Below are 13364 nucleotides of genomic sequence, written 5' to 3'. Positions count from 1 at the left end.
GGTTCAGCCCTCCACTCTGCGAAGCGTCGCGACGTTCCCGACCCGCTTCCCGTTCGGGTGCCGCCACACACGGGTCTCGCCGTCGACCTCGTACAGCAGCCCGCGGGCCGTAACCCGGTCGTGAGCGCCGAACACGGTCCCGTGGGGCATGTACACGGCCGGCTGTACGATCACCCGGTCGGCGCCCGGCTCCCGCGGCTCCGACGTCGACCCCGGATCGAACGCGTACACTCCCACGCTGACCGGGTCATCCCACGACTCAAGCTCGTTCCCGTGGGCGTCCGTCGCGCCGGGCTGGAATGCCTGCCAGCCGACGTGCTCGCTGATCTGACGCATCACGGGCCCACGTAGAACGGTGAGGTGGACGGGATCAGGTCGATGCTGAACGCACCGCCGTCCTGTACCCCGGTGAGCTTCGCCATCTCGTCATCTGTGAGGTACAGCTGGCCGGGGTTGTCGCCGCCGACCGTGCCGGACTCAGAGAACGGCCCTGTCGTCGTCTGAACCTGCCGGTACCCCTTCGGGTTCTGGAACTTGCGGATCACCATTGCCACGACGACATCGACCGTCGTCTGCAGCAGGTCCGTCTTCGGTGCTTCAGCGTCGATGCGCTCCTGGATATCCGTAACCCGCCGCTTCACCTCGCGCTCCGCCTTCGAGATCCACGTCTGGATCTTCGTGGTGTCTTCGGGTTCGTCCTCACCAATCCACGCGTCAGTCACATCCTTCGGTGCTGTCCAGCTCGCCATGATGCCTCCCGTCGTGTGGATTGGTCAGGAGTGGAGGGACAGGGACGTGATGCCCCTGCCCCTCCACCGGGCGGCGACTACTCGTCGCCGTCTTCGCCTTCGTCTTCCTCGTCCTCGTCCGCGAGTTCGATCGCTGCGAGGATGTCGGCCTTCTTGGTCGCGTCGCCGAGGTCGATCTCGTGCTCTTCGGCATACGCCTTGAGCTCGGCGACCTTCCACGAGTTGTCCGGGACCTCGCTCTGCTGCTCCGACGACTCGTCGCCATCCACGGAGCGGTAGGCCCGACCGATGCGCTTCGCCTCATCCTCCGAGAGACGGACGATCGTCCCGTTCGGCGCGGAGAGGCGCACCTGCTGCTTGGCGCCCATCAGGCAGCGTCCACGTACTCGACGTACGCCGCCGTGTCGTTGACGAGGAACCCATACTCGGCCTCAGCGAGGACCGCGACCAGGTTGTTCTCGAACAGCGACACGAGCTCGCCGTTGATCGTGACGGTCGCCTCGGTCGACACCTTGTAGGAGATGCCGCCGACGACGCCCCACGCGGCCTGCGACCAGTCGCCACCGAAGCCGTACGTCTTCGTGGTGGCGTCGTAGACGCCCTCACCGATGAACGCGGAGCGGCCGAGCAGACGACCCTGACGGATCGGGCCGGCGTTGTCCACGACCGGGCTGTCGATGAAGATCGGGCGGCCCGCGGTGTCGGTCGCGCCGTTCAGCACCGGCTCGAAGCGGTCGTCGAGCGCGAAGCCGGTGAGGCGCTTCCCGTCATCGACGAGCAGCTTGAGACCGGCGTTGATGTCGCCGAAAACGCCGCCTGCGGCCTGCGTGGTCGTGCCGATCTCGACGCTCTTCGTCGTCTGGGCGATGTACGTCGTGAACGGCGTGTTCGTGCCGTGCAGCGCCGCCGAGTCGAACGCGGCCGCGAACGCGTCACCGACCTGCGACCGGATCAGCTGCATGTAGTTGCCGGGGTTCGCCCGGACGACCTCAGCCGACACGACAGCGATCGTCGCGATCTTCTTCGGGTCCATGTTCTTCAGGCCGAGCGAGCCCTTGGATGCCGGCTTCTGCGCACCTTCAGCGACCCACCCTGCGGTGAGGCGACCGGTGACCACCGGGATGGACTTGCCGTTCCCGCCGAGGGGAACCTCGGGCGCGAGCGACTGGACGGTCGAGCTGCGCGCGGCACGCTCGAAGATGGGCTGCGACTGCTCACGGGTGAGGAACCCGCTGAAGTCACTCAGCTTGGTTGCGGCGGTGATCGCCATGGGGATTCTCCTTGGATCTGGGTCTCAGCTGATGCCGAGAGCCTGCTTCAGCGCGGTCTCCAGACCGTCGCCATTCAGCGGGATCGCCGGCTGGCCGCCCTCAGCAGGGGTGATGAACCGTCCCTGCTCGGGCGGCGTCTGCTGTGCGCCCCGCCAGTTGATGAGTCGCTCCGCCGATGCCTCGAGCTCTTCCTGCGTGCTGCCACTGAGCAGCTCCGCAGGTACGCCCTTGGCAGCGGCCACTTCGGCACGCGTCTTCGCGATCGTCACCTCGGCGAGCTCGCGCTGCGCCTTCTCGAGAGCCTCCTGCTGCTTCTGCGCTTCCGTCTTCTCGCGGTCCTCGTACTCCTTGACCTTCGCGAGCGCGTCGGCGGCGGCCTTCTCGGCTGCCTTCCGCGCGTCCCGCTCCGACTTCAGCGCGGCCAGACCGGGCTCGCCAAGCGGCTCGTTGGGCGTCGCGCCCTCATCCGCCCGGGCTTCCGGTGCAGCAGGTGCCGGCGTGGCCGGCGCGGTTTCGGTAGACATGCGTCCTCCAGTGGTTGAGCGGCAGTCGCGCCGCGTGAAACCCGACACCATCGCGGTGCGGGCAAGTCTGTGTCAGGTGATCGGTGCGAGCACCTGCGGGTATCGGGATCCGGGGCGATCCTGGATCTCGTAAAACGTGGGCACGGTCGTGCAGTTGCAGTCGTCGTGGAACTCCGCCGCGAGCTCGCGGTCACCGCGCGTGCGCATCCCGCCGCCGATACCGCCGACCAGCCGGTTCCCGTCTTCGTCGAACCCGGTGCGCTCCGAGCCGCGGCCGATCACCGACCCGGCGGCCTCCTGCGACCGGTACACGGGCCCGCGTCCGGCGAGCATGATGCAGAAGTCGCACGACTTCCCCGAGCGCGCGCGCTCCGGGTGCACGCGTCTCGACCAGCCGACCGCCGCAACGTTCCCGGCGCGGGCGTCAGCCTGCGCGAGCAGGTCAATAGTCTCTCGCGACGGCTGCAGGATGAGTCGCTGTGCGGCGCCGAGCAGCAGCGATTCGAAGGACGCCCAATCCGCGTCCGTCGAGAACAGGCCACCCACTGCCCACCTGACGACACCCTCGGACTGCTTCGTCTTCGCCGGCTGAGCGAACACCGTCTGCAGCGTGCCCGTCGACGGCGGCAAGTTGCGCACCATCTCGTAGAAGTCGGCGCCGAGCACCGCGGCCGTGTCTCCGAACGCCGTCATGAAATCCGGGAAGTACTGCAGCAGCACATCCCGCACCGCGGCGGGGTTGGAGCGGACGGAGAAAGCGGAGAGCACGTCGCGCAGCTGATCCTGACCGAGAGTGACCAGCGACGCCTGCGCAGTCCGGAACTCCTCGATCTGCGCAGACGTCGCCATGGTCACTCCTCAGCGGTCTTGATCGTGATCGGCTGCCCCGGAATGAACTTCACACCGGGGAGCCCCGCCAACCGCGCGGCGTCGGCCGCTTCGACACCGGCACGCCGTAGCACGCCGAGCGCATCTGCCTTCGCGCTGAGCACCTGCGCCTGCGTCAGCTCGCTGTCGCCGTCTGAGGGGGGGCGTCAGCACGAACACCCTTCGCCGCCTCCACCAACTGCGCGATCCGCGACGAGGCGTCGTTCCGACGTTGCTCAGCCTCCAGCTGTGTGATCTGCTCGAGCGAGAGCCCCGCGTACTGTCGGCCCACTCGGGAGGTCGCGAACTCCGGATCGCTAGCCGAGATCTTTGAGTACGCGTCCGCACGTGCGGACGGCGACACGATCGCCGGGTCCGTGAACTGGGCCCGCAGAGCCCGCATCTGAGCGGGTACCTCGTCCAGTCCGTCTCGAAGCATCACAGCCATCTGCGCCGCGTCTACGGCGCCATGACCCCACAGTGCGTTCGCATCGCGCGTCGTGGTGATCAGCGTCTCCTTCGCCGCGAAGATCGCATCCGCACTCGAAGGGTTCGAGGTGTCCGCGAACTTCACGTCGAGATCCTGATCGTCGGCGAACAGGTTCGCCCACATCCGCATCTGCGCGATGTGCGGATCCGGTGACGCGCCGGTGAACCGGTGCAGCTGAGGCTGGTCGCCCCGCTCGTTCGACTCCGTGTCCATCGCCTTGATGCGACCCATGACAGCCGTCCACCGGTCATTGCCGATGAACGACTCCACATCGGCCCCGAACAGCCAGTACTCCACAGCCGAGTAGAACTCCGACGACACTTCCCCTCGCACGATGGTGCGCAGCGCCGCGTCGGAGAAGTACATGCTCGCCCGGGTGATCCGCGAGTGCCCGAGAGGCCGGCCCAGCTCGAACTTGTTGACGAGCGGCGCCACGGATACGCGACCGAGTGGGTTCCGGCGTACGTCCACCAGCCAGCGACTACCGGACCGGGTCAGCGTGACGACCTTCTCGGGCACGTACATGACGATCACCGAAGGATCGTCCTGCTCGTCCGTCTCCACGATCGACAGGAACCCGCCGATCTGACGGCGCCGCGTGTCCCAGATTGCGGCCGACGACTCGGCTGACCGTGCGAGCATGAGCACGTCAGGCTCACCCGATTGCGTGTCGCCCTGCGACACCGTCACGAACGAGCATCCGTGGACCGCGGACGACACCTGCGCCGCCGGGAACTCGACTCGGAACCGGTTCTCCCACATCACCTGCTCGAGCCCGAACGGGTCATCCGATCCTGTGGCGTCGACGAACCCCTCGAACTTCGAACGATCCGTGAGCGCGTGGACGCCCTTCGCGCTCCATCCGAGCGCGGCCTCGATCGACCGCATCGCGGGCGGGATGGAGATCCCGAAGTCCTTCAGCGCAGCCTTGCCGTCGAAGTAGACGGTACGGGTAGCGTTGCGCTGCTTCTTGTCCTGCCACACCTTCAGCAGAGCGGTCAGCATCGACGCGTCGGAGTGGTCGAGAGCGAGCTCGATGCCAGGCGTCACAGGATCACCCCCGTCCTCTCACGCTTCACCGGCAGTTTCCGGCCCGTCCGCGCCCCATAGAGCGCGAGGCTGACCGCCTCCACAGGTGTCTCATCACCCGCGGGCGACGCCCAGCCCCAGGCGCCGTCACGCGTTCGCTTCTCCTGGATCGACTTCTTGGCCGACTCGTCGAGCTGCGCCTGACCGTCGCCAGCGAGGTGCGTGAGCGACAGCGGTTCCCCGCGCTTCGCCTCACGGGCCGCGGCCGTCGACTGCTCGAGCAGCATCCCGCACGCCTGGAAGTACTGTGCCGACGACGCGACGACGATCCGTTTCCGGGGCACCTTCCGCTTGATCAGCATCTGCTCCAACACCAGAGCACCAGCACGACCCGACAGAACGATCTGCGACGCGCGCTTCCACCGCGGCACGCCGTCGACCTTCTCGACGAACCAGTCAGCGAGCGGCTCGAGCGCCGCGTCCACCGGACCCTGCTGCGCGTCGATCAGCTCGACGTGCGCACGCTCCTCAGTGAGGATGCAGCCACCGAGCGACACCTTCATGCCATCCGCGGAGAACGCGACACCGAACGCGCGCGCACCCTCCGTCGGCACGTCGTCGACGGCGAGCATCGGCCACGACTTCGACAGCGGCCCGTCGCCGTCCGCTTCCTCATCCCAGATGCCGAGCCCCTCACGAGCCCAGTCCGCCGGATCCGTGAGGTTCTCCCGCAGGCGAAGAATCGACTCCCATGGTGTGCGGTGCGGAAACGACGGATTCGCCTTCGCGAGCACTGCGCGATCCTCGACGTTGTCGCCGGCGTTCGCGCCGACCTCCACGTACAGGGTGTCGTAATCGACGTTCTCGCCAGCGGCGCGACGCTTCTTGACGTCGAGCGCCTTCTTGCGGCGAGCCTTGAACACCTCGGCGGGATCCTCCGGCTTCGGCGGGGTGCCCATGTAGATGATCAGCGGGTTCTTCGCCGTGTTCGCCGCCGGGATCATGTCCGACAGCGCCTTCGCCTTCAGGATCTGCGCCTCGTCGAACACGACGATCGTCACACCGGGGATGCCTCGACCGAAGCCGTGCTCACGAGCGCCGAACATAATCCGGCTGCCGTTGCGGAACTTGATGCGCTGCTTGCCGTTGCCCTGCCGGATCCCGTTGTGAGCGACATACGGCGCGATGCGCCGGCGGCGCGCCAGCGTCGAGAGCGTCTCGAACGTCTCATCCGACGTCGCCGAGTGATGCGCGGTCCACAGCACCTTGATGCCAGGGAACAGAATGCACAGGGCGAAGATGATCGTCCCGATCGTGAACGTCTTGCCCACCTGACGGCAGATCGAGATCAGAACACCACCGATGCCGGCGGCATAGAGCCCGTTCGCGCGCTTCGCGAGGATCGCCCGCCCGAGACCCTTCTGCCAGGCGTCGTGCGTGACGCCCATCTTCTTGCACTGCGCCTCGACCGCCGGATACCCGGTCGTCTTGATCCCGGACGGCACGACCAGATGCTTCGCGACCTCGGACAGCTTCCGCTCAGAGGTCTTCGGGGTCGAGGTCTTCGTCTGGCGCGGACGCGGCATCAGCAGCCTCCTCCGACTCGCGCGCCTTGATCTCCTCGAGCTGCATCATCGTGTCGTTCAGCAGCCGCACGTTCGGCGGCAGATCACGCGCTGCCATGCCCGCCGCGATCTTCTCCGCGAGCTCGTCGCGCAGCGCCTCAAGGTACGCCTTCCGGTTCCCGGATCGCGCCGCATCGATGAGCGTCATCGGCGGCGGCGCGGCCGCCTTCATCCACGCCGAGAGAGTCGGCCGGGAGACACCGAGCGCCTTTGCCACCTGTGAAATCGACTTTGCAGCCCGAGCCTTCTCGACCGCATCCCGCTTAAACGCCTCGCTGTACACCCGACTCCCGCGTGATCCCGCGGCCTTCGGCGCTCCCACAGCACGCAGCTGAGCCTGTGCACCGCCCATCGTGAATCACCCCCTGCAAAGTGGAAAATGCCCGGGGAGAGATGGGCCCAATGCCGCGGGTGCGCCTGGCGCCGGGGGTGGGGGGGTGGGGTGCCCAGGGTGTTCGGCGTGCGGCGTCGGCGGTTTGCCGGGTTCGTGGGTTGCCGTGTTCGTGCTGGTCGGGCTACCAGATGCTGGAGGCGTGGACACGTTGACGTGTTGACGTGTTGCTTCGTTCGCCGTGCAGCTTGGCGCGTGCCTCGTCGAGTGTCATGTCGGCTTTGTACTGGTTGCACTTGCGGTGGAGCAGGTGGCAGTTCGAGCGTTCGTAGGGTGAGCCGCCTCGTGAGCGTGGGATGTCCTCGTCGACTTCACCGCGCATGGGGTCTGGGATGCATCCGGTGCAGTCACGGGTGGGGCAGCGCTTCCCGTGTTCCCCGGGCAGGTACATGAGGGACTTGTCTACTGGGTTGTCGCAGAGGGCGCAGTCGTTCTCTTCTGCTTTCACTCGGGCTACCAGGGAGCGGCGTCGTGCACCGTTCGCGTTGTGCCGAGGCGTCCCGGTCATTCGCCCTCGTCGCCGAGCATCTGCCAGGTGACACGCTCGACGACCACGTCCAGGAATCGCGCGAGGCCGGCCGCCTGCACCGCTGACGTCTCGGGTCCGAGCGCGTACTGTGCACCATCGATCATCGGGAGCGCCGACGCGTCGTCGGACTGGATGCGTGCTGTGGAGGCGACGACAGCCCAGCTCGTGACGAACGTGCCCTCAGGAGCATCGGTGGTCGCGAAGAACTCGTGAACGGCGTCTGCGAGCTTCTCGAGCGGCGTCTTCGCTGCCATCAGTCCCCCGTCGTGCGGTTGATGCCGTATAGCCGGTCGTGTGCCCGGTCGTCGGCTTCCATCTCGTCCTGGTCGGCGCAATCGCCGGCGTACAGCTGTGACACCCACTGCTTGCCGCAGTGGGTGCACGAGGTCATGGTCATGGCGATCAGGACTCCCACGCATCGCCGGCAGGCCCGTCGATGCGGAGGGCTACGACCGCGTGCTCGATGTCTAGATGCTCAGTGCAGAGCGTGGCCATGTCGTAGCCGCGACCCTCGATCCGGGCGTACCGGTTCGCGGGTGCGTCGCAGCCCTTCACCCTGCAGCTCGTCCACGAGCACTTCCCGTCGAGCACGACGTGATCGCGCTGCCACCGGCCGTAGCACTCGCGCGCTTCAGCCTCGGTGGCGTGCGGCGCGTGCTCGCTGCAGTAGCCGATTGGTGACTGTCCGACGCAGTAGTGCCAGCCGAAGCCTTCCGTCCTCTGCCTGGGGCCGTAGTGGATCATCGTGTGCCTCTCTGAGCCTCGGCGACGCACCGGCCGCATCATCTTGGGCGAGCACGGTGTGTCGACAGTGCTCCGCCGGGTCATGTGAGTGCCCGGTCTGTGGCTTCGACGCGCTGCTCGAGGTCACCGGGTATCACCCTCGGCCGGCCGGGTGATGACGTCGATGCGGATCACTGCTCTGCCGACAGCCATCATCAGTCCCCCCTGCTCAGGGCGTAACCGATCAGGGCACGCCATGAGTACAGCCATCCGATGGTGAGGCCGGCGCCGAGCACCAGGCCGACGAGGACCTTCACAACAGCGCCAGTCGCGCGACCGTCAGGTGCTGATCTTCCTCGAACTCGGGATGATCGCGTAGGAACGCGGTCACGGCTTCGAGGGCGTTGTCGTGCTCCCGGCTGAGGCGGCTGATCTCGTCGAGCGCGGCGTCGAGTGTCGCCGCCCATGTGATGCCGAGCATGACGGGCCGCCCCTCTCTGTGCCGTCCTGGCCGGGAGGACCGTGCGCTCTGGGGGAACACAACGGGCTCAAACCCCCGGCCAGGACCCTCCACAGTCCCCCTGGGAACGACAACGGCCCCGGGAGCAGATGCTCCTCAGGGCCAGTTATCGCGCAAGCTCAGCTTAGCAAGAACTGGCGACACACCGCAGAACATCAAGCGCGCGTGTCTCGCCGCGCTCAGGATCCCTCGTGACCGCCCATGCCCGACGTCGTCGCGTACTGCGACCGCTGCTGATTCGCTCGCATCTGCTCGGCGGCCGCGTCGACCGCTGACGTGTAAACGTACTTCAGTACCGATCCGTGCGGGCCGCGATGTCGGGCGACGACCTCCAGGATCTCGTTCTTCACCCAACGCTGCACCTGACGTTGCGACACCCGCGCACGTGTAGCCGCCTGATCGAGCGTGAGAAGCCTGTCGAACCACTCCCGGACGGGGCCGAGCTCGATCTCTTCCTCGTCGTCATCCGGGTACACGAACCTGTCGCTACGACGCTCCACGCCCCACTGGTCGACGGCATCCTGAACCGACCACATCTCGCGGAGCCCGTCGACGGCTGGATGCCGGTCCAGCACGTGTGATCCGAAGTACTCCACCGCCGACTGGTCGTTCTGGATCGCCGTCATGTCCTGACCCCAGGTCTCCCAGACCGACGCGACCGCTTCGACGGCGTGCAGAGCATCCAGCAGGTCCACCCCCACCGGGGCCTTCGCCTCCACCGTCGTCGAGCGAAAACGCACCTCATCCAGAGGCTGCGCCTTCGACGGGTCCGCGAGCGACCGCAACCGGCCGAGCAGATCGAAGATGTCCGACAGGAGACCCCGCATCCGGCCGAAGCAGCGGTCGCAGATCAGTGATCCGTCACGGCATTCACGCGGCGCGCAGCCCCGGCACGGGTCGTCGCCTTCGTAGTCTGGGCCGTGCTTCTCGCACGATGCGTAGTGCACGTCGAGCTTCGTGCAGCCCCTGGCACAGAAACGTTCGCTCACGATCCACCCCCTGCGAGATGCTCGATCGTCGCCCGGTGCACAGCCTCGGCCACCGACTGGATGAGGTCAGCGACGAGCACGCCCTTGACCGGCGGGCTGTCCGGAGTCCACCAGTCCGCCTGCGACTTGAACGCGGCGTCCATCACCGACTCTGGCGTGTACTCCGGGAACGAGGTGTCACGCAGTCGGTTCTCCTCTCGGGTGACCATGCGGCGCAGCGCGTCCGCGAGCGCCAGGTGCAGCCGGTCATGGTTGCCGTGCTCACGCACGTACGCCTCCCGCTCCAGCACCTCGCGGGCCCGCTCGAGCTCGTCCGCCGGCCCGTCCACACCCTCCGGGTAGGTGCACAGGCAGTCACGTTCGAGATCCGGGTCGCGAGACACGATCACCAGTCCCGTGCCGTGGCACGCTGCGCACGTCGGGTCAGAACGGTGTGTCATCGCCATACCCTCCGCTCGGGACAGTCCAGCCGTCGACGTCCGTCGCCGGCATATTTGCTGGCATATTTTCGCGAGGCTGTGCGTCGCTCCGGGCCGCGCGCGTCACCTGCGCTGTGGCATAGCGCAGCGAGGGGCCGATCTCGTCGACCTCCAGCTCGATCGACGTACGGCTGTTGCCCTCACGGTCCTGGTAGGAACGCTGCTTCAGGCGACCGGTCGCGATGACACGGGAGCCCTTCGACAGTGAGCCTGCGACGTGCTCCGCGAACTCACGCCACACGCTCGCGCGGAGGAACAGGGCGTCACCGTCCTTCCACTCCCCCGACTGCCGATCCAGCGTGCGCGGCGTCGACGCGATCGTGAAGTTCGCGACGGGCAGACCAGACTGCGTGTAGCGCAGCTCGGGGTCGGCCGTGAGGTTTCCCACGACGGTGATGATCGTTTCGCCGGCCATCAGCGGACCTCCTCGTACGTCTCGCGGAAGATGTCGGGCTTACAGGGGTAGAACTCGCCCTGCACACCCCGAATGATCCAGTCGCCGCCGTTCGCACGGTGCGGGCCCTCGAGTGTGTCGATCACGAGGAACGCAGGCGCGTCCTTCGATGCGACGATGTCGCGCGAGTGGACGTACAGCTCCTCGGGGTACCGCATCGGGTGGTACTCGCCGCGTCCGACGTAGCGGGCGGTGCCGTTCCCCGTGAGCACCCACTCGATGACGTCGGTCGCGTTGTTCGGGCCGCCGAGGAACTCGACAGCCTCGATCTCAACGGGCTTCTTCCGGAACTTGCTCATGCTGTCTTCCTCTCGTGTCGTTCCTGCTGATACGCCCGGTACTCGATCGCACGGGCACGGTCCTCGGCCCGTCTCCGGCGCCTGGCGTTCTCCTCAGCCGCGGCATCCCACCGCGCCTGCACCTCACGCGCCTTCCGCAGCTCCGCTTCCTCGCGGAACAGCCGCTTCCGCTCGACGTCGGCCGCGCACCCTGGGCGTTCGTTCCGCACCTGACGGAGCGTCGGGAACTGCTCACGCAGCGCCGCCCGCTTGTCGATCAAGCACCACCACGATGGGTCCGGTTCGGTCTCGACGACCTCAGAACGGTTCGTCATTGTCCACCCCCACCGCTTCGTTGAACTGCGTGAGCTTCTCCTCGTACACCCGGCGCTGCAGCCACTCGTCCCGGAACAGCCGCGCATCCCGGCAGGGGCCACACTTCTTCCTGCCGGCCCCGTGAGGCATGTGGTCGTCGCAGAACATCGGCGGGGCGTCCAGCACCAGAGGTCTCTCCGGCTGCTCTGGGGCGTCCTCCCGGTCCGCGCGCACCGCGTCCCACGCGTCCGCCCTCGCCGCGTCCTCGGCCCGCACCTGCGCTCTCGCGCGCTCCCGCGCCCGCTCGCGCCCGCGCGCTCCCCCACCCACAGCCATGGACGTCCATGGAGAAACTCCCGGCGGCTCCGGGGTGTCGATCCGCACGCCGCGCATGTCCACCTTCAGCGGGTGCAGCAGCAGGATCCACTCCCAGCCGTTCGCCTGATAGGTGGTCAGGAAGCCCGCCTCCATCAGCATCAGCAGATGCTCGACCGCTGCCTCGGTTGCCCACACCCTCTCCCGAGTCGGGTAGACCTGCGCCCCGATGCTCCGCGGGTCCATCAAGCCCCGGCCGAGCGGGTCCATGTGCAGCCACAGCCACACCGCCATCGGCTTCGCCTCGTCCGGCACGCCGGCGAGCGACTCCAGATCGGCGGGGCTGATCATTCGTTGCTTCGTTGACACCCTGGTCATTCCCTCTCGCGAAGCCCTCGATGATCCTGTCGAGAGCGAAGTTCAGATCCTCCATGCGGACGGTGAAACACTCCGTGTAGCCCTTCCCACCGCCGCCGAGCAGACGCTCGGCATCTCGCCACGACGTGAACGCGGCCGGGAACCAGCGACGCAACACTCTGAGCGCTTCCCGCTCCCATGAGGCGTCGGTGCCGCGCTGACAGACGATCGCGTGCCAGCCGCGGTCGAGCCACCGCTGCACACGCGACCACGCCCAGGCCCGGCCGATCTTCAACGTCATCGACCGTGGGTCCCAGACGACGTACGTCATCGCGTACTTCGGCATCGCGCTCATCGGAGCATGCACCCCCGATGCGGGCTCACGTGCGTGCCGTGGACGCGACAGCAGCGCGCCTCGTGATCGCACCTGACGTAGCGCTGGTCGATATACCCGAGCACCCCGTCGACGAGCGGGGTTACGACGTACCGGGCGTATTCGATCCCGGCTTCGGCATCCTCACGCGAGCGGGTCGGATACTCGGCGTCGAGCTGCCAGTAGTCGTCCGCCGCGTAGATCTTCACCAACAAGTCGATGAGCTCTTCGCGACGCGGGTCGTGAACTTCGACCGACGTTGTCTCAGCTGCCCCGCTCATGCGATCGCCGCCTCTCCTGCATCGAACAACGGCACGTCCGTTTCACGTCGCGCCGGCGGCATCCCCTCGAGGTACTTCTCACCGGCGGCCGCGGCCGCCGCGTTCGGCTGATGCTTCCGGCACGGTTCCGACTCGGTCGGCTCCTCGCAGACGGAGCAGACGTACCCGCCCATCCCGTTCAGGAAGATGAGCTTGTCGGCGGCGTCCGGGAAGTCCGGGACCGGCATGTGCTGGACGCCCGCGCACCAGCACTCCACCTCGCTGACGTCACCGTTCTCGAACTCGATCAGTGCCTCACCGGTGCACGCGCCGTGCTTGCCCTCTTCGCAGTCCCTGCAGATCGCTCTCATCACGCACCTCCGTTGAATCCGCGAGGATACCGTCAGCCATCTGGACCCAGCTGTCACGGATCGCGCGAAGGGTCCGTCCGAGCTGTTCGGCGGCCTCTTTCGTGGCACGCTGGCGCTCGGCTGCCGCCGCGGCACGCGCAGCAGCTTCCTCGGCGTCGACGTCGATGCCGGCTCGGATCAGTGCTTCACGCGCGCTCCGGTCGATCTGCTGCTGCACGCGGCGTCGCGCGCTGGCGAGCTCCTTCTCCACGTTCATCGGGTCCCTGCCTTCCTCTCGGCGCGCGACTGCGCACGCCACTCCTTATGTGCGTCCGAGACCTTCGAGCAGAGACCGAAGCGGTCCAGCTTCAGGCACCGCTGCCCGCACAGGGCGCACTTCGGGTGTCTCGCCTGCTGACCGTCGATCTCCGCGAGAGCGGCCGCCGATCTTGCGCGCGACGCGTCGTCGAGCGTCC

Annotated in this window: 23 protein-coding genes; all 23 read right to left on the bottom strand. The window is 67.2% G+C overall.

Translation table 11 applies throughout. From position 1 onward, the window contains the following. Positions 1-3: 3 nt before the first annotated feature. Positions 4-336: a hypothetical protein gene (locus AC3RX1_RS08815; protein WP_491500856.1), complete on the bottom strand. Its 333-nt coding sequence runs from the start codon at positions 334-336 to the stop codon at positions 4-6. Then, entirely contained in the window at positions 336-749 is a 414-nt protein-coding gene (locus AC3RX1_RS08810; protein ID WP_491500855.1) for a Gp19/Gp15/Gp42 family protein, read from the bottom strand. The genes AC3RX1_RS08815 and AC3RX1_RS08810 overlap by 1 nt, the downstream gene beginning before the upstream one ends. Positions 750-826: 77 nt before the next feature. Further along, on the bottom strand, positions 827-1117 hold the full coding sequence (locus AC3RX1_RS08805; RefSeq protein ID WP_491500854.1) for a hypothetical protein: 291 nt from the start codon (positions 1115-1117) through the stop codon (positions 827-829). Beyond that, the gene (locus tag AC3RX1_RS08800) at positions 1117-2019 is read right to left on the bottom strand and encodes a phage major capsid protein (RefSeq protein WP_491500853.1); all 903 of its coding nucleotides are present in this window, start codon (positions 2017-2019) and stop codon (positions 1117-1119) included. Before AC3RX1_RS08800 ends, AC3RX1_RS08805 begins: the two co-directional genes overlap by 1 nt. 24 nt (positions 2020-2043) lie before the next feature. Continuing rightward, positions 2044-2544, bottom strand: a complete 501-nt coding sequence (locus AC3RX1_RS08795; protein ID WP_491500852.1) for a hypothetical protein — start codon at positions 2542-2544, stop codon at positions 2044-2046. A gap of 72 nt (positions 2545-2616) precedes the next feature. Continuing rightward, positions 2617-3393, bottom strand: coding sequence for a VG15 protein (locus AC3RX1_RS08790; protein ID WP_491500851.1), 777 nt, complete (start codon positions 3391-3393; stop codon positions 2617-2619). Between the two features lie 2 nt (positions 3394-3395). Next, positions 3396-3536 (bottom strand): hypothetical protein, encoded by a 141-nt coding sequence (locus AC3RX1_RS08785; protein ID WP_491500850.1) that lies wholly within the window; start codon positions 3534-3536, stop codon positions 3396-3398. A gap of 11 nt (positions 3537-3547) precedes the next feature. Continuing rightward, complete coding sequence (locus AC3RX1_RS08780; protein WP_491500849.1) at positions 3548-4951, bottom strand: phage portal protein; 1404 nt, start codon at positions 4949-4951, stop codon at positions 3548-3550. Continuing rightward, positions 4948-6516: a terminase large subunit domain-containing protein gene (locus AC3RX1_RS08775; protein WP_491500848.1), complete on the bottom strand. Its 1569-nt coding sequence runs from the start codon at positions 6514-6516 to the stop codon at positions 4948-4950. Before AC3RX1_RS08775 ends, AC3RX1_RS08780 begins: the two co-directional genes overlap by 4 nt. Then, positions 6470-6838, bottom strand: coding sequence for a transposase (locus AC3RX1_RS08770; protein ID WP_491500847.1), 369 nt, complete (start codon positions 6836-6838; stop codon positions 6470-6472). The genes AC3RX1_RS08775 and AC3RX1_RS08770 overlap by 47 nt, the downstream gene beginning before the upstream one ends. A 612-nt stretch (positions 6839-7450) precedes the next feature. Then, complete coding sequence (locus AC3RX1_RS08765) at positions 7451-7729, bottom strand: hypothetical protein (RefSeq protein WP_491500846.1); 279 nt, start codon at positions 7727-7729, stop codon at positions 7451-7453. Then, positions 7729-7872 carry a hypothetical protein gene (locus tag AC3RX1_RS08760; protein WP_491500845.1) on the bottom strand — a complete coding sequence of 48 codons (144 nt, stop codon included), beginning with the start codon at positions 7870-7872 and terminating at the stop codon, positions 7729-7731. The genes AC3RX1_RS08765 and AC3RX1_RS08760 overlap by 1 nt, the downstream gene beginning before the upstream one ends. 5 nt (positions 7873-7877) lie before the next feature. After that, entirely contained in the window at positions 7878-8219 is a 342-nt protein-coding gene (locus AC3RX1_RS08755) for a hypothetical protein (protein WP_491500844.1), read from the bottom strand. Positions 8220-8511: 292 nt separating this feature from the next. Next, a complete protein-coding gene (locus AC3RX1_RS08750) occupies positions 8512-8679 on the bottom strand; it encodes a hypothetical protein (protein ID WP_491500843.1) in 168 nt (55 codons plus the stop codon). Between the two features lie 218 nt (positions 8680-8897). Beyond that, on the bottom strand, positions 8898-9707 hold the full coding sequence (locus tag AC3RX1_RS08745; RefSeq protein WP_491500842.1) for a hypothetical protein: 810 nt from the start codon (positions 9705-9707) through the stop codon (positions 8898-8900). Then, positions 9704-10147 (bottom strand): hypothetical protein, encoded by a 444-nt coding sequence (locus AC3RX1_RS08740; RefSeq protein WP_491500841.1) that lies wholly within the window; start codon positions 10145-10147, stop codon positions 9704-9706. The genes AC3RX1_RS08745 and AC3RX1_RS08740 overlap by 4 nt, the downstream gene beginning before the upstream one ends. Beyond that, complete coding sequence (locus AC3RX1_RS08735; RefSeq protein WP_491500840.1) at positions 10131-10601, bottom strand: single-stranded DNA-binding protein; 471 nt, start codon at positions 10599-10601, stop codon at positions 10131-10133. The genes AC3RX1_RS08740 and AC3RX1_RS08735 overlap by 17 nt, the downstream gene beginning before the upstream one ends. Then, a complete protein-coding gene (locus tag AC3RX1_RS08730) occupies positions 10601-10939 on the bottom strand; it encodes a hypothetical protein (protein WP_491500839.1) in 339 nt (112 codons plus the stop codon). Before AC3RX1_RS08730 ends, AC3RX1_RS08735 begins: the two co-directional genes overlap by 1 nt. Beyond that, entirely contained in the window at positions 10936-11253 is a 318-nt protein-coding gene (locus AC3RX1_RS08725; RefSeq protein ID WP_491500838.1) for a hypothetical protein, read from the bottom strand. The genes AC3RX1_RS08730 and AC3RX1_RS08725 overlap by 4 nt, the downstream gene beginning before the upstream one ends. Continuing rightward, entirely contained in the window at positions 11237-11899 is a 663-nt protein-coding gene (locus tag AC3RX1_RS08720; protein ID WP_491500837.1) for a hypothetical protein, read from the bottom strand. The genes AC3RX1_RS08725 and AC3RX1_RS08720 overlap by 17 nt, the downstream gene beginning before the upstream one ends. A gap of 357 nt (positions 11900-12256) precedes the next feature. Then, the gene (locus tag AC3RX1_RS08715) at positions 12257-12559 is read right to left on the bottom strand and encodes a hypothetical protein (protein WP_491500836.1); all 303 of its coding nucleotides are present in this window, start codon (positions 12557-12559) and stop codon (positions 12257-12259) included. After that, positions 12556-12909 carry a hypothetical protein gene (locus AC3RX1_RS08710; RefSeq protein WP_491500835.1) on the bottom strand — a complete coding sequence of 118 codons (354 nt, stop codon included), beginning with the start codon at positions 12907-12909 and terminating at the stop codon, positions 12556-12558. Before AC3RX1_RS08710 ends, AC3RX1_RS08715 begins: the two co-directional genes overlap by 4 nt. Further along, the gene (locus AC3RX1_RS08705; RefSeq protein WP_491500834.1) at positions 12854-13165 is read right to left on the bottom strand and encodes a hypothetical protein; all 312 of its coding nucleotides are present in this window, start codon (positions 13163-13165) and stop codon (positions 12854-12856) included. The genes AC3RX1_RS08710 and AC3RX1_RS08705 overlap by 56 nt, the downstream gene beginning before the upstream one ends. Positions 13166-13364 lie beyond the last annotated feature (199 nt).

The sequence above is a fragment of the Microbacterium altimontanum genome, from assembly GCF_058349865.2.
Note: the sequence above shows the minus strand (reverse complement) of the source record. Positions and strands in the feature narration are given on the sequence as shown.

What these genes read in the sequence shown, in the direction of transcription:
- AC3RX1_RS08710 (WP_491500835.1), bottom strand. Translation starts at nt 12,909, where the DNA reads ATGAGAGCGATCTGCAGGGACTGCGAAGAGGGCAAGCACGGCGCGTGC.
- AC3RX1_RS08715 (WP_491500836.1), bottom strand. Translation starts at nt 12,559, where the DNA reads ATGAGCGGGGCAGCTGAGACAACGTCGGTCGAAGTTCACGACCCGCGT.
- AC3RX1_RS08760 (WP_491500845.1), bottom strand. Translation starts at nt 7,872, where the DNA reads ATGACCATGACCTCGTGCACCCACTGCGGCAAGCAGTGGGTGTCACAG.
- AC3RX1_RS08730 (WP_491500839.1), bottom strand. Translation starts at nt 10,939, where the DNA reads ATGAGCAAGTTCCGGAAGAAGCCCGTTGAGATCGAGGCTGTCGAGTTC.
- AC3RX1_RS08765 (WP_491500846.1), bottom strand. Translation starts at nt 7,729, where the DNA reads ATGGCAGCGAAGACGCCGCTCGAGAAGCTCGCAGACGCCGTTCACGAG.
- AC3RX1_RS08750 (WP_491500843.1), bottom strand. Translation starts at nt 8,679, where the DNA reads ATGCTCGGCATCACATGGGCGGCGACACTCGACGCCGCGCTCGACGAG.
- AC3RX1_RS08805 (WP_491500854.1), bottom strand. Translation starts at nt 1,117, where the DNA reads ATGGGCGCCAAGCAGCAGGTGCGCCTCTCCGCGCCGAACGGGACGATC.
- AC3RX1_RS08725 (WP_491500838.1), bottom strand. Translation starts at nt 11,253, where the DNA reads ATGACGAACCGTTCTGAGGTCGTCGAGACCGAACCGGACCCATCGTGG.
- AC3RX1_RS08800 (WP_491500853.1), bottom strand. Translation starts at nt 2,019, where the DNA reads ATGGCGATCACCGCCGCAACCAAGCTGAGTGACTTCAGCGGGTTCCTC.
- AC3RX1_RS08740 (WP_491500841.1), bottom strand. Translation starts at nt 10,147, where the DNA reads ATGACACACCGTTCTGACCCGACGTGCGCAGCGTGCCACGGCACGGGA.
- AC3RX1_RS08815 (WP_491500856.1), bottom strand. Translation starts at nt 336, where the DNA reads ATGCGTCAGATCAGCGAGCACGTCGGCTGGCAGGCATTCCAGCCCGGC.
- AC3RX1_RS08720 (WP_491500837.1), bottom strand. Translation starts at nt 11,899, where the DNA reads ATGATCAGCCCCGCCGATCTGGAGTCGCTCGCCGGCGTGCCGGACGAG.
- AC3RX1_RS08775 (WP_491500848.1), bottom strand. Translation starts at nt 6,516, where the DNA reads ATGCCGCGTCCGCGCCAGACGAAGACCTCGACCCCGAAGACCTCTGAG.
- AC3RX1_RS08810 (WP_491500855.1), bottom strand. Translation starts at nt 749, where the DNA reads ATGGCGAGCTGGACAGCACCGAAGGATGTGACTGACGCGTGGATTGGT.
- AC3RX1_RS08795 (WP_491500852.1), bottom strand. Translation starts at nt 2,544, where the DNA reads ATGTCTACCGAAACCGCGCCGGCCACGCCGGCACCTGCTGCACCGGAA.
- AC3RX1_RS08705 (WP_491500834.1), bottom strand. Translation starts at nt 13,165, where the DNA reads ATGAACGTGGAGAAGGAGCTCGCCAGCGCGCGACGCCGCGTGCAGCAG.
- AC3RX1_RS08755 (WP_491500844.1), bottom strand. Translation starts at nt 8,219, where the DNA reads ATGATCCACTACGGCCCCAGGCAGAGGACGGAAGGCTTCGGCTGGCAC.
- AC3RX1_RS08790 (WP_491500851.1), bottom strand. Translation starts at nt 3,393, where the DNA reads ATGGCGACGTCTGCGCAGATCGAGGAGTTCCGGACTGCGCAGGCGTCG.
- AC3RX1_RS08735 (WP_491500840.1), bottom strand. Translation starts at nt 10,601, where the DNA reads ATGGCCGGCGAAACGATCATCACCGTCGTGGGAAACCTCACGGCCGAC.